General features: G+C 59.1%; 11 protein-coding genes and 1 pseudogene. 6 read left to right on the forward strand and 6 right to left on the reverse strand.

Annotated elements, in window-relative coordinates; translation table 11 throughout:
• Positions 1–19 precede the first annotated feature (19 nt).
• The 3 genes from RX329_RS07235 to RX329_RS07245 all read left to right on the forward strand — a co-directional run bounded on the left by RX329_RS07235 (position 20) and on the right by RX329_RS07245 (position 6,610).
• Positions 20–193 (forward strand): hypothetical protein, encoded by a 174-nt coding sequence (locus RX329_RS07235; RefSeq protein WP_247551762.1) that lies wholly within the window; start codon positions 20–22, stop codon positions 191–193.
• Positions 190–2,640: an AAA family ATPase gene (locus tag RX329_RS07240; RefSeq protein ID WP_317245562.1), complete on the forward strand. Its 2,451-nt coding sequence runs from the start codon at positions 190–192 to the stop codon at positions 2,638–2,640. Before RX329_RS07235 ends, RX329_RS07240 begins: the two co-directional genes overlap by 4 nt.
• A gap of 109 nt (positions 2,641–2,749) precedes the next feature.
• Positions 2,750–6,610 carry a hypothetical protein gene (locus RX329_RS07245; protein WP_317245563.1) on the forward strand — a complete coding sequence of 1,287 codons (3,861 nt, stop codon included), beginning with the start codon at positions 2,750–2,752 and terminating at the stop codon, positions 6,608–6,610.
• Positions 6,611–6,643: 33 nt separating this feature from the next.
• Here RX329_RS07245 and RX329_RS07250 read toward each other — a convergent pair whose 3' ends face one another.
• Together RX329_RS07250 and RX329_RS07255 are read right to left on the reverse strand one after the other, a co-directional pair.
• Positions 6,644–7,525, reverse strand: a complete 882-nt coding sequence (locus tag RX329_RS07250; protein ID WP_317245564.1) for a hypothetical protein — start codon at positions 7,523–7,525, stop codon at positions 6,644–6,646.
• A gap of 43 nt (positions 7,526–7,568) precedes the next feature.
• Positions 7,569–7,829: a hypothetical protein gene (locus RX329_RS07255; RefSeq protein ID WP_317245565.1), complete on the reverse strand. Its 261-nt coding sequence runs from the start codon at positions 7,827–7,829 to the stop codon at positions 7,569–7,571.
• Between the two features lie 366 nt (positions 7,830–8,195).
• On the opposite strand from RX329_RS07255, the gene RX329_RS07260 reads away from it, so the two are divergent.
• Positions 8,196–8,564 (forward strand): hypothetical protein, encoded by a 369-nt coding sequence (locus RX329_RS07260; protein WP_317245566.1) that lies wholly within the window; start codon positions 8,196–8,198, stop codon positions 8,562–8,564.
• A 185-nt stretch (positions 8,565–8,749) separates the two neighbouring features.
• Here RX329_RS07260 and RX329_RS07265 read toward each other — a convergent pair whose 3' ends face one another.
• From RX329_RS07265 to RX329_RS07280, 4 genes are all read right to left on the reverse strand, one after another.
• Positions 8,750–9,634, reverse strand: a complete 885-nt coding sequence (locus RX329_RS07265; protein ID WP_317245567.1) for a hypothetical protein — start codon at positions 9,632–9,634, stop codon at positions 8,750–8,752.
• Between the two features lie 147 nt (positions 9,635–9,781).
• On the reverse strand, positions 9,782–10,213 hold the full coding sequence (locus RX329_RS07270) for an ASCH domain-containing protein (RefSeq protein ID WP_247558697.1): 432 nt from the start codon (positions 10,211–10,213) through the stop codon (positions 9,782–9,784).
• A complete protein-coding gene (locus RX329_RS07275; protein ID WP_317245568.1) occupies positions 10,206–11,801 on the reverse strand; it encodes a hypothetical protein in 1,596 nt (531 codons plus the stop codon). The genes RX329_RS07270 and RX329_RS07275 overlap by 8 nt, the downstream gene beginning before the upstream one ends.
• Before the next feature lie 7 nt (positions 11,802–11,808).
• A complete protein-coding gene (locus tag RX329_RS07280) occupies positions 11,809–12,384 on the reverse strand; it encodes a GNAT family N-acetyltransferase (protein WP_317245569.1) in 576 nt (191 codons plus the stop codon).
• A gap of 36 nt (positions 12,385–12,420) precedes the next feature.
• On the opposite strand from RX329_RS07280, the pseudogene RX329_RS41850 reads away from it, so the two are divergent.
• Together RX329_RS41850 and RX329_RS07285 are read left to right on the forward strand one after the other, a co-directional pair.
• Positions 12,421–12,519 (forward strand): annotated as a pseudogene (locus RX329_RS41850) (HNH endonuclease); the annotation flags it as partial.
• A gap of 156 nt (positions 12,520–12,675) precedes the next feature.
• Positions 12,676–13,242 carry a hypothetical protein gene (locus RX329_RS07285; protein WP_317245570.1) on the forward strand — a complete coding sequence of 189 codons (567 nt, stop codon included), beginning with the start codon at positions 12,676–12,678 and terminating at the stop codon, positions 13,240–13,242.
• Positions 13,243–13,351 lie beyond the last annotated feature (109 nt).

Raw genomic sequence — 13,351 nt, forward strand, 5'->3', positions numbered from 1 at the left:
TAAGCGGTTAAACGGCACCATGTCGACTATTCACGAGAATATCGTCGAGAAGCTCATTGCGGAGCTGACCGACAAGAAGTCACTGAGCGCAGAAAAGATCAAGGCGCTGCACAGTCTGCTGATCGCCGAGGGGAAACTGCGTCCGGACGATCTCATCCAGTTGTTTTCGTCCGACGACGGTGAGGTCGCATGATCAAGATTGTCGCGGCTCATATCGAAGAAGTCCGGGGTATCCGCAAGCTGGATATCCGGCTTGACCAGGCAACGTTCGCGATTTCGGGACCTAACGGGTCGGGCAAAAGCGGCGTGATCGACGCAATTGAATTTGCATTGACCGGGCAAATCGGCCGGTTGACGGGGCCCGGTACAAAGGACCTTTCCGTCAGCGAGCATGGGCCCCACGTCGACAAGGTGAAGTTTCCCGATGCTGCCTTTGTCAAGCTGGAGGTGTATTTTCCGTCCCTGAAGAAGGCCGCATCCATCACGCGCCAGGTGTCGGCACCGAAGAAGCCTGTAATCACTCCAAAGGATCCTGCCATCAAGGCGGCATTCGAGGAGATCGCCTCGCATCCTGAGATCACGCTGTCTCGCCGTGAGATCCTGCGGCTCATTTTGGTAGAGCCAACGAAGCGGTCGGACGAGATCCAGACAATTCTCAAGCTGGATGCGGTCGGGCAAACTCGCGGTGCCCTGAATACGGCCCACAATCGGCTGCAGACCGCACTGAAGGCCGCTGAGGGCCAGGCTTTGTCAAGCCGCGACACGCTTGCGCGGCATCTCAATATTGGCGAGTTCAGGCCCGAAGAAATCCTTACCTCGGTCAATGCCCGGCGCAAAATGCTAAACCTGCCTGAGATCGCCAAGCTCGCGGCGGACACGAAGCTGGATCAGGGGTTGTCAGAACCTGGCAAGGATCCAGACTTCAACAAGCAGGCTGTACTCAGGGACCTCAACGCGGTGTCCGAGGGGATTTCAGTACTTCCCAGGGCCGGAACGCCTGCGGCGGATGCCATCCTCGCAGCCATTTCCCGGCTTGAGTCCGATCCATCGCTGCTCAGTGCCCTTCATCATCGTGCTTTGGTCGAGCGCGGACTTGACCTTGTCGACGGCCCGCTCTGCCCGCTGTGCGATCACCGCTGGGCCGACGAAGATCATCTCCGGAGCCACCTGGCCGCGAAACTCGCGAAGTCGGAGGAAGCTGCGACGTTGCAGGCAGCGATGCTCTCCTCCGCGGGTGATCTTTCCCGCGAGTGCGCCAAGCTACGGGAGCTGCTCGTGGCTGGCTACCGCGTCGCGGCTGGCCAGAATCATGCTGCTTCGCGATTGGCGATTGAGGGATGGGGTAAGGAACTCGAAGGGCTGCGGGCTGATCTTGGTAAAATGGAGCGTATCATTGGCCTGAAGCCGCGTCTGACGTCCGGCTGGGCCGGACCTCCGAAGGACTTCGCCGACGTCCTTGCATCGCTGGTGGCCACCGTGGAGTCCAAGCCGGATCAAACGGCAACCGTGGATGCGCAGACGTTTCTCTCGGCCGCACAGCTTCGGCTTGATGATTATCGCGAGGCAATGCGACGGAAGCAGCGCGCCGAGACTGCAAGCCAAGCTGCGAAGGTGGCTTATGATGCTTACTGCACCGTGATGGAAGCGGAGCTCGATGCGCTCTATCAGGATGTGCAGGAAGACTTCAGCACCTTCTATCGCCTGATCAACGAGGGCGATGAGGAGAAATTCACGGCCAAATTGTCGCCGACCGCTGGCAAGCTGGATTTCTCGGTGAACTTCTACGAACGGGGCCTCTTCCCGCCTGCGGCCTTTCACAGTGAGGGGCATCAGGACGGCATGGGCGTTTGCCTATACCTTGCTTTGATGAAGCGTCTCTCGGGAGACAAATTCACGCTCGCCCTCCTCGACGACGTCGTGATGTCCGTTGACTCAGGTCATCGGTACCAGTTCTGCAAGCTGCTCAAGACGCATTTTCCGAACACGCAGTTCGTCATCACGACGCATGACCGCTTGTGGGCGGAGCAGATGCGATCGGCTGGGCTGGTGACGGGCAAGACATCGCTCTCGTTTCACGGATGGACTGTGGAAACGGGGCCCCTCGTCGAGTCCAATGCAGAAGTATGGGACGATATCGCGGCAGCTCTTGCGAAGAATAAAGCGCCTGAGGCGGCAGGGACGCTTCGCCGGCACCTGGAGTATGTCGCGCGGCGTTTGGCGGACAATCTTGGGGCAAGCCCGATTTTCAAATCGGATGGAAATTACGAACTGGGTGAACTCCTGCCGAGCGTTCTGGTGCGGCTGCGCGAATTGTGCGGCAAGGCGGCCGATGCGGCTCAGTCATGGGGAAACAGTGCTGAGAAGGATGCCGCTCTGGAGCGGAAGAAGTTGCTTTCGACGTGCAACGGCGCCGTCAATGTCGAACAATGGGCCGTGAATAAGGCGGTTCACTACAACGAGTGGGCCAACTTCGGGCGCAAGGATTTTGAACCAGTGATTGCTGCCTTTCGTGAGCTCCTCGGTTGCTTCCGGTGCGATGGATGCGAGTCGTGGCTATATATCACGCCACGCGGCCATCCGGATTCCGTGCGCTGCTCGTGCAGCCGCGTGAACCTGAATCTCAAATCGAAGGGGAAGTAAGCTGTTGTTTGGCGTACTGCCCAGGCGTCATTTCAGAAATTGGGTGTGGACTACGACAGCACTTTACTCGCTATTTGACCTTCCCTGCGCGGCTTCCTAGCTTTGGACCATGTTTGAGATCACAGGCGATGATATTGCGGCTTTGAACGACACAGACCTGCGCACACTCGTGGGCCGCCTGTGTGAAGCCGAGCTACGCGGAGGAGGCCTCTCAGTCTCCGCGGTGACTTATGGCGGAAATCAGACTGCCAAGGACGGCGGCTTGGATGTCCGCGTGGCAGCGCCGGCCGGATCGGCCGTCAACGGCTTCATTCCCAAGCCTCAGACCGGTTTTCAGGTAAAGGCACAGGATATGGCGCGAGCCGACATTCTCCATGAGATGAAGCCCAAGCCGGCACAGGTGCTACGCCCCTCGATTATCGAGCTGGCCGATATGGACGGGGCTTATGTCATCGTCAGCTCCAAGGGGGCGGTGACAGACATCGCCCTGAACGACCGCCGGGCCGCGATGGAAGAGGCACTTGTGGGCACGACTGCCGCCGGGAAGCTTGTTCTGGACTTCCTCGATCGCGACCGCATGGCGACGTGGGTTCGCGACCACGCGGGCGTTATCCCGTGGGTCCGCGAGCATATCGGCAAGGCTGTGCCGGGCTGGAAGTCGTTCGGGTCATGGTCACTTGCCCCCGGCGGGGCTGAGAGCAGTTACCTTTTTGACGAGCACGCGCGCATTCGCACCGGCGACAAAGATGAAGGCGATGGCATCTCCGCGATCGATGGCATCAATAAGATCCGCGAGGTGTTGTCGAGGCCGGGGCGGGTGGTTCGACTGGCTGGCCTGTCGGGCGTGGGCAAGACCCGTTTGGCAGAAGCTTTGTTCGAGCAATCGGTGGGGGATGCCGCTCTCGATCCCTCCCTTGCGATCTACACGAATGTCGCTGACGAGCCCAATCCGCCGCCGGTTGGCTTGGCATCGGACTTGAACGCCAATAACACCCGCGCGATCCTTGTGGTCGACAACTGCCCTCCGGAGCTGCACCGAACGCTTTCGGAAGTGGCGCGCGCGCAGGGGTCGTCCATCAGCGTCATGACGATTGAATACGACATTCGTGACGACCAGCCGGAAGGCACCGATGTCTTTCGCCTTGATACCTCATCCACCGACTTGATCGAGAAGTTGGTCGCGCGGCGCTATCCGGATTTGTCCCAGGTCGATGCGCGTACTATCGCCGTGTTTTCTGACGGCAATGCGCGCGTCGCGCTTGCGCTCGCCTCGCGGATCGAAAAGACCGAGCGTGTCTCTGAGTTGACCGATGAGGAGCTGTTCAAGCGGCTGTTCCAGCAGCGCCATGACCCCGATCCATCGCTGTTGTTGATCGCGCAAGCTTGCTCGCTGGTCTATTCCTTCGAGGGGGAGATGCTTGACGGCGATACGGCAGAGCTTCCAACACTCGGGCAACTGATAGGGAAAACGACGGACGAGGTCTACCACGGCGTTGCCGAACTGCACCGTCGCGATCTTGTGCAGGCGCGTGCACAGTGGCGCGCGGTCCTGCCCCACGCCATTGCAAACCGCCTTGCCAAGATGGCGCTTCAAAATATCCCGCCGGCCCGGCTAAAGTCCCTGCTGGTAGATAATGCATCCGAACGCCTGCTGCGTTCGTTCTCGAGGCGGCTCGGCTATCTCGATGACAGCAAGGAGGCAAAGGCCCTTGTGGATGGCTGGCTGGCCCCGGGCGGTCTTCTCGGCGACGTGAGCGACCTTAACGAACTCGGGTGCGCGATCTTCGCAAACATTGCCCCTGTCGCGCCCGAGGCCGTTCTAACGGCGATCGAGCGTACCGTCGCGTCGGGCGACGAGGAGACACTTAATCGCTGCAAGCACTTTGTGCGTCTATTACGGTCGCTGGCGTACGAGGAGAGATTCTTTGAGCGCGCCATCGCTGTTTTGATAAGGTTTGCAGCCCTTAACCCCGACAGCGAAAATGATGGTGACGCCAATCGGGTCGTCGCGTCATTGTTCTACATCGTTTTATCCGGGACCCGCGCACCCATCGATATGCGGATCGAGGTCGCGCAAGATCTACTGTCATCCGGCGATGCGAATGAGCGTGCGGTTGGCGTTGCAGCGCTGGAGTCGCTGCTAAAAACCGATCATTTCATGTCGAGCTATGATTTTGATTTCGGAGCCCGTTCGCGGGATCACGGTTATCATCCAGCCAACGGCGTCGAGGTCCGGTCGTGGTTCGACACGACGTTGAAATTGGCCCGAAGCGTAGCTCTTTCGAATAACCCGATTGCACCCGCTGCGAAGAAGGCGGTCTCACAGGAGTTTCGCAGTCTCTGGAGCCGCTCCGGCCAGGCTGAGCAGCTTGACCAACTCTTCCGTGACATTGCCGGCGCAACCTTCTGGCGCGACGGATGGGTCGCGGTGCGAGAAGCGCGTCGACTGGATGGCAGGGCCATGCCGCCGGAGATTCGCAAGCGTCTGACGGAATTGGAGGAATATCTTCGCCCGAAGGACCTTGTTAACCGGGTGCGAGGCCTTGTCTGCGGGCAACGCGGCGGCGCCCTCGATCTCGAAGATTTCGACGATGAGGAAGGGGACGAAGAGTCTGCCGCGGAAGATACGGTCCCCGCTCCTCGCAAGGTACAAGAAAGCTACGAGGTACGCGCTGCGCGTGCGGCGGCGGCGATCCGGGAGCTTGGGCACGATGTCGCTGCGGACGAAAACGCGTTCCGTAAGCTGTTGCCGGAGCTTATGAATGGCAACGACAAGGAGCGCATGTTTGGCGCGGCGCTTGCCGAGGCCTCGGAAAACCCGCGAGCATTGTGGGATGAGGTCGTCAAGCAATATGGTGACACGAAAGATGCGCGTCTGACCTTAGTCGGCGGGGTCTTGCAGGGCCTGTTGAAGCGCGACGAGGCGCTGGGGAACGTCATCCTTGACGAAGTGCTGTTCAGCGCAACGCTCGACGAGTCATTTCCTGTCTTGCAGGCGTCGGTAAACATCGATGGTCCAGCCCTTGGTCGCTTGCATAAATCTCTAGAGCTGGGAAAAGCGCCGATTGAAGCATTTAACAATCTTGCCTACGGCCGCGCGTGCGAAAACATCCCTGGACCAGAGTTTCGGGATCTGTTGCTCGCGATATCGCGCAAGCCGGGCGGCATCCCGGTTTCCGTGGAACTCATCGCCATGCGCCTTCATTCCGACGGATCGGCCAAGCGCCCGCCTGCACCAGAGGTTCGCGAGGCGGGCCGGGAAATTCTGGACCGCTTCGAGTTTCGACGTACAACGGGCCGCGCGCACCGGGACGATCACGAGCTTGGCATGGTGGTAAGAGGGACGCTGAGCGGACCGGAAGGCGCTCTTGTGGCTCGGCGGCTTAGCCGTAAGCTGATGGATGCCGCATCAAGGCACGATGTCCGCGCCTACGACAACGACGATCTCCTGAACGGTTTATTGCGGGTTCATCCATCCGATGTGCTTGACGAACTTTTCTCCGGTACTCCAGCCGAGATCAAACGTAGCGTAAGTTTTTTCCAGAATCTTTCTCGCCATCGTCAGAATATTTTTGGCGGCATTACGGACGATTGTATCCTGGAATGGTGCGATCGCGAGCCCGTGCTCCGCTATCCGCTTATGGCTTCCGTTGCAATCCTATTCAGCGGCGACGATGAAAACGCCGCGATTGAATGGCAGCCCCTTATTGGTGAGTTGCTCAAGAAGGCGCCTGACTCTGCGCTTGTCTTGCACGAGATTGTCCGGCGACTTTATCCCTCGTCGTGGAGCGGATCGCTTGCGACCGTGTTGGAGAAGCGGCAAAAACTGCTTAACGCCTTACCGGGCGCAACGGTGCCAGCTTTGGAGGCCGCTGTTGAAGCCGCAAATGAGCGGCTCCAGAAAACCATTGACGCGGAGCGGTTAAGCGAACGCGACGAGGACAAGCAGCGCAACAACCGTTTCGAGTGAGCGAAGAAGCTAACCTCGCGCCACCAGCAGCGTTCAATATGGTTTGCAGTGTTCGCAGTGGGTGCTCGGCGAGCGATAAGTGTTGTGAGAATCAAGGCTGTCTTTGAGCGTCTCCGGATGAGAATGGCCGACGATCCATTCTGGCGGGATACTAGCTCGAAGCATAAACGTGAAATCGATCGGTGCAGACCAGTCAGGCTGATTGCATGTTAAGCGGGTCCATTCCCGTAACATCTTGGCGGCTAATTCCGTACGCGTGGCAAGGCTGACTATTCGCAGTGGCAAATCTATCTCTAGAAGGGTTGGCACGCCCGTCTCTTTTAAAACATGCCGGTAAGTGTAACCGAGCACGGCGGATATCCATTCGCTGCCATAGATGAGGTAGTGATTGGCCTCATTAACTAAGGCCTGATCGTCGGCAACCACGTAAAGGAGGCCTTCCTCGTGATTATCGTCGAGTTGCGCGATGGCTTCCGGAAGACGCTTTCTGAGATACTGCAACTCGGAATGAGCTTCGACGATAGCGTGGAGTTGCTGTTTTAGCGCTGCGCGATCGTGTTTCCGCAGGCCTTCCCGATGATACACCCCGGCATCTGCAGTGCGGCAGCCGTGATAGGTTCGGATCGTCGCCGTTTCGATAGCTTCAGCGAGATTCGCCGTGTGGTATTCGAGATCCGCAGCGAGGCCCTTTTCGAGAACGCGCAACCATTCGGAATCATCCCAGCACAAGTCACGAAAAACGCCAGGCTTCAATCGTCGCAAGCCATTGGCACGCATGCGGGGACCAAGCCACGCAGTGAGCTGTGGCATCCAACTCATCGGTTTCTTCCAGATGAAGTGGTGTTTGTTCCAGACGTGGTCGTTGTTCGCCAAGGACGAAGATAGAATGTACAGCTCTTCGAATGTTTGAGTCATTGCAAAGGACACAGTGTTTTTGGTGGACCATCATCAAGCTTATTTAAAGCACGCCAAGTACGGAGCCAATGGCGCTCAATACTGCTGCGATGCCCGTAAGCACGGCGGCTGTACTATTTAGCTGAGAGGATTCGTAGAACGCGACTTGTCCGCTCATGATGTGCAGCTCGGGGACGTCCGAGATCGAGGCGGCCGGTTGCTGGATCGGAACGCGGCTGGCTTTCCACCAATAGGCGGCCGCAGCGATTGCAGTGCCTAAACCAGCGAGCGCAAAGATGACGGCTAACCAACGCGTGAAGTTCATGCTGCAACCTCGACCGGGCTTGTTTGATTCTCCGAATACAAGCATAACGCTAAATAGACTGCCGGTGCATGCTTAAGCAAATAGCCGTCACTGCTCGTCGAACTACGAGCCTGCGGTAATCGGCACCCGCTGCAGGCCTGTGCCGCAACCAACACTTTTAAAAGAGGCGCCCGCTTTCGGGACAGTGATAGCGCCGCCGTCATGGAATGAGGGCGGAGCCCGAAGCGAGTGCAGTCGCAAGACCGATTAACAAGGCACCCGCGCGATGGGCAGTGATAGCGGTGCCGCGAAGCGGGCGCGCTTCGTGTGAGTGGCACCGGCGAGCGAAACATTTTCGCATCACAAAGCGCCCCGACATATCGGCGTATGGAAAACGGCAATCGCTTTCTAATTAACAAGAATGACATTCAGTCGCATCGGTCCGTGCCGCTATATCTGCTGCGTCGCACAACAGCTTTCGAAGGAGCAGCAAATGAAGGCAATGGTGGGAACGGGTGGGTGTACGGGAGTAATTGCGGCAAAGACCAATGTGTTCGGTCGCGGAGCGACTGGCTGAGCAAGCAGGGCGCGAGAGCGCTGGCAAAGTTGCTGGAAGCCTACTGGCACGGCGAGCGCTATCCCGCAGCGCGCTTCTGGGCCGAACCTGTTGATGAGCGCTTCTCCAAGATCGGCACTTACGAGATTTATCGTATCGCCTGCGACCTCATCAATGGCCTGCCGCCCACCCATCGGTAGGGGCAACAAGACCGGTCGGGAGTCCCTGCGAACACGCGGGCCTGCTGCAAAAAGGATGAAGGGTTAGCGGCTTTTGAAGCTGCGTCGCAGTTGGTCGCCCTTTTGTCTGGGCTTCCTTTGGCCTTGGCGTTGCACTCGTATTATCGCCATGGAGAGCCCTTACGGCCGCGTTAGCTGCAGCGCGCTCAGTCAGGAAGTTTGCTACGACGACAGAAAGGCCCGTTTTGTCTCGGGTATGAGCGCAAGCTCGCGACCGGGCGCGGTGGCTTCATCACGGAGCAGCGCGGCACGGCGATTAATAATAGCTGCCGCAAGCTTGGAAAGCTTTCCGAGCCGAAGCTTATGACATCCTCTGTAATCTCAGCCGCGCCCGTGACAACGATCTCAAGTGCTTCCTTCACGCCTGAAATTCGCGATGTGCGCATATGTCGCTCGTATTCATAAACAAGCTCCTTGAGTTCGTCCTCAAGTTCAGTGGCGCTCCAGTCTTCTGCTACCATCTTACGGATCCAGCGGCGCATACTGCGGATAAAGTGCTGCGTGCGCTCTTCCTCGCGGAATCCAAAGACATCTTCCCATGGCGCGCGCGTGTCGAGCTGCGGAAGTTCCTTGAGCACCACGGTCCAAACGGTATGAGGCCGCTTGGCGCGTGGAAGAGTCTCATACTGGCGACCGACACTCGCGACGTTGTCAAACCCAGCAGCCTGCAACATCGCGACGTTGCGCTGCATAACCAAAGCTTCATACAGCATCTTGCGCGTTTGGATCTTGGGGTCGCGCCAGCCTACGCGCGAACGCGGATGCCAGCCGTTCGACGCATCAAAGTCGCCGATGTCAGGCCGGCCGATATATTTCATTTCGTTCGGCTCTTCGTTTATGTAGGGATTTCCCACGGGGATAAGACGCCGGTGCAGCGCGCCGGCGGCCCCCGCTGTATTGGCAGAGACGAAGGCGTCTCCTGAATCATAACCCATGTTTTGCGGGGTCAGCAGCAATCCGCGCTTTGCGAGATAACGCAGGGTTGCCGTTTCGGTATTTTCCTCATAGCCGCCAACGATTTCGCACGTCACGTCAAGATCATGCGTGAGGTAAATGCGGTCGAACAGAAGTGAGACTTTCTTGGCTACGCTTTCAAGCGGCCAAACCGCATCGCCGTGATCAGAGTCCGGCGGCCAATCGAGGCCATAGGCAAGATTCGACGGGAGCAGGGACGGCGGTCATTTTCGAGCGAGCCGTTGCAGGGCCTTAGCTTCCGCGTTCGTAAGCCGCAGCAAAACCTGCGGCGGATGGAAGCCGTCCCGGATTTCGCGCAACTCTTCTATCGTGATCGGCCCGACCCGCTTCACGGCTGCGAGCAGGATCGCGACCGCCTGCGGCGCACCGTGGAAATACTCCATAAAGGAGGCATGGTCGACACCGGCGCCATCGCGGTGCTTTTGCCAGATCGTGCGCGGATGAGCACGGTTGACATCGCTGATGGTCGCGACTCCGACCACCGCGGCCGTGGGACGAGTGGCGTAAATCCAGAGCCGCGTGCCATTAGCAAGTTCAGGAATCCGGCGTCGCAATTCTATCGTCTTCGTTCCGTCTAGGATCGCATCCGCATAACCCGGATGGATTGATATGATTGCGTCGCTTGCGTCAGGCACTTGACCATCCACGATCGAGAATTGCGGCCAACTGGACGTTAGGCAGCGGGGTTGTTGTTTGAAGATTCGACGATCCGTCGGCGCCGAGTCGCCGTAGTGTATCGAGTGTGACGGGATTCGGGAACCGGATTAGGCTGTCGAACGATGTTGCCAGGACGTCCGATGATGCCGTCAAAGGCTCGAGATCCTCGACCACGGCTCGCTGCAAAAGCTCATCGGATACGCGTTCCTTGCGCAGGATCGTCGCGTCCACGATCCGGCCAGCCGCCACAATGGCCGCGCGTCCGCCCGAGCGCTTGGACTCGTAGAAAAGAATGGGCACGCCGGGCCGCATCAGAGGTGCAGTCCGGGGGCTATTGAAATACGTCCGCAGGCCGACGAAGGCCGCGTTCGGACGGCCGAACATGTAGAGCTGATCGGCCGTACCAAGCAGGTCGTCGGCGAATGATTTTGCGATTGGAACGATGACGCCATCGCGGCCGGGCCACACGATCAAGGTTGGCGCGAGGGCGGCTTCCAGCGCGGCGAATTGAACCGTGATATCGCTTCCGTTGGCGCCTCTGACGGAAAGGCCGGATTGAACCGCACTGGCAGGCGGTACGGCTTCGGGCAAGGCGAGGCCGGTCCGTCGGCGCGTCTGCCGTGCAATCGCGGTCCAGGTCGAGGGCGTGAGAGGGCGCCCCAACGCGACCTTGATCAGGATGTCAGAATGGGCCGCGGGCAAAAAGCCGCGGAGCTTGGCGGCGCGGTTGACAGTCGATTGCCCCGGAATGGCTCTGAGCTCGATGGTGACAGGGCCCGAATGGCAGGAATCCCGGATCGCTTCGTCAAGGAGATGCTCCGCAAAGGTTTCGGAGGACACATGATCGGGCCGGACATGCACCAGCATGCGAGCGGGTGCATCGATGCTCGCCGGTGCCCGATAGATCCCGACCGCCACCAGCTTGCCATCCTCAAAGATTCCATGCGTACTCGCCCGCTGAAACGCCGCCGCCGATGGAAGATACTCAGCGACCAACCCCTCGCCGACGTTTTGGGAGGCAAGGTAGGCTCTCGCTTCACTGCTCGTGGCCGCCTTGGTTTCACACTTCGTCCCCTTGAGTTGGCCACGTTCGCGGTTCGGCTCCTCCGCGGGTAACAGCTCCACGAATTCATCCAGGCCCGCAACATCCACACCGATGAGCTTCAGCAGATCGTCGCGGGCATTCAGCAGAGCGTTGTCACTGGTGATATAGCCGGATGCCCGTATCAAAGCTGCTTCCGCAAGGTGCCGCGCGTCGCTAAGCGCTTGGCGCGTCCCGGCTTGCGCGTGGTTCGTATCGACGAACACGGTTTTGTGGATGGCATCCGCCAGCGGATCTACGTCTTCCTTCCGGAAGGCGGGCAGCTTCGGCAATTGCCGCGCAAGCTTCAGAGGTGTGTCGTTGCCAGGGTCCTTCGAGGTGCGCTCGAGCTCGATGATGAATTCGGGCGCAACCGCCAGGCGAACGAGATGCGCAAGGGCCGCTCCGAAAAGGCAGTTAGCCGTCGCCGATCGCGCGCGCTCCTGTACTAGGTCGAACAGGACATTGAGATCGATGAGGTACAAAGGTGCCTCAAAGGCGCTGCGCGGGCGAAGGCCCAGGTTCACAACGCCCTGCCCGGAGACGGCTGGTGGCGCCATTAGCGTGAAGAAATTCGCTGTATCCAGCTCCAGCGAGCGCAACACGATACGGCGTTGCCGCGCCTGGCCGCCGTCGCGAACATGCCGGGCGGCTTTCGTAAAAGGCTTGTGCGGTCGCGAGGTCCGAAGCCACCGCCGCCGTTATCGCGATGTAGCCGCGGCTTTCGAGGTGCGAGACAAGGCCGCTAACCGGCGCCGACGCAACACCGCTACGGCGATGTTCCGGGTTGACCGCGACGGCCTGTATGCGGGCATTGGGAAACACACCGCTAAACAGGATGAAGCCGGCCACCTGCGACGTGCCGTTTTCGCGAGCCAGCATCACCCTCAGCCGCTTCTGCATGATGGCATCGCGATAAGCCGCTTCCGGCAAGAAGCCGAGCGCTTCCTTCTCGCTATCGGCCAGCGCGCGAATGGCCGTGAAGTGCTGCAACAAGGCGGCGGGGTCAGTCTCGGTGCGATAGATGAAGCGTCTCGCCGACTTCTGCGATATACCGTTATCTTTCATAGGCAATGACCTGGCGGCAAAAACATCGGGCAGACTATGCGCTGTATCTTCTGCAAACGGGACTCAACCAAAAGTAGGAGTATAGAGCATATTATCCCCGAGTCCCTCGGAAATACCGATCACGTGCTCCCGCGCGGCGCCGTCTGCGATACTTGCAATAACTATTTTGCGCGCAAGGTCGAAGGGCCCTTGCTGGATACGCACTGGTTTCGGCATGCCCGCTCCCGGCAATGGGTGCCTAACAAGCGCGGGTTAATTCCCCCGATCCGAGGTATTGTCCCGGCGGCCCGTATGTCGGCCGATGTATGGCTGGACGGCTCGAAGCTTACTTTCGGAGGGCGCAATGAGCGGGAGCGGGATGTTCTTACCGACGCCATTCTGACAGGGCGCGCACGGTCCGTGTACATCCCGATCATCGAAGCGATCGATCCGCGCCTGATGTCGCGGTTTCTGGCCAAGGTCGGGCTGGAGGTGTTGACGCAGCGGCTGCTTCCGGTTGACGGGTGGAATGAAGAGATCGTCGATATGCCGGCGCTCGATCCGCTTCGGCATTTCGCGCGGGTCGGCGATCGTCCGGAGAAATGGCCCTTTTCACGCCGCCGGATTTATGGCGAAGACGATGTGCACGGGGATGGTGACGGCTACCAGGTCATGCATGAATTCACGATCCTTTGTGAACCGTTGCCCGAGCCCGGGCATCTCGATCTCTATGCCGTCGTGTGCATCTTTGGCGAAGAATTCGCGATCAATCTTGGAGAGCCCGAGATCGCCAGCTATGAACGGTGGCTGACGGCCCACGACGGGACGAGCCCACTTTACACTTCGGACAAGCTGCCTCTTCCGCCAGTGTTCGAATGACGCGCAGGCCGGTACACTTGCGCGTGGCTTGAACAAGGAGCGTCCGGAATGGCTGACGGTGAACAAGGCGACTTGCTGTCCGGTATCGACGACGTTTCCCTGATGAGGT

This window comes from Bradyrhizobium sp. BWC-3-1, assembly GCF_032917965.1.
Classification (GTDB): domain Bacteria; phylum Pseudomonadota; class Alphaproteobacteria; order Rhizobiales; family Xanthobacteraceae; genus Bradyrhizobium; species Bradyrhizobium canariense_D.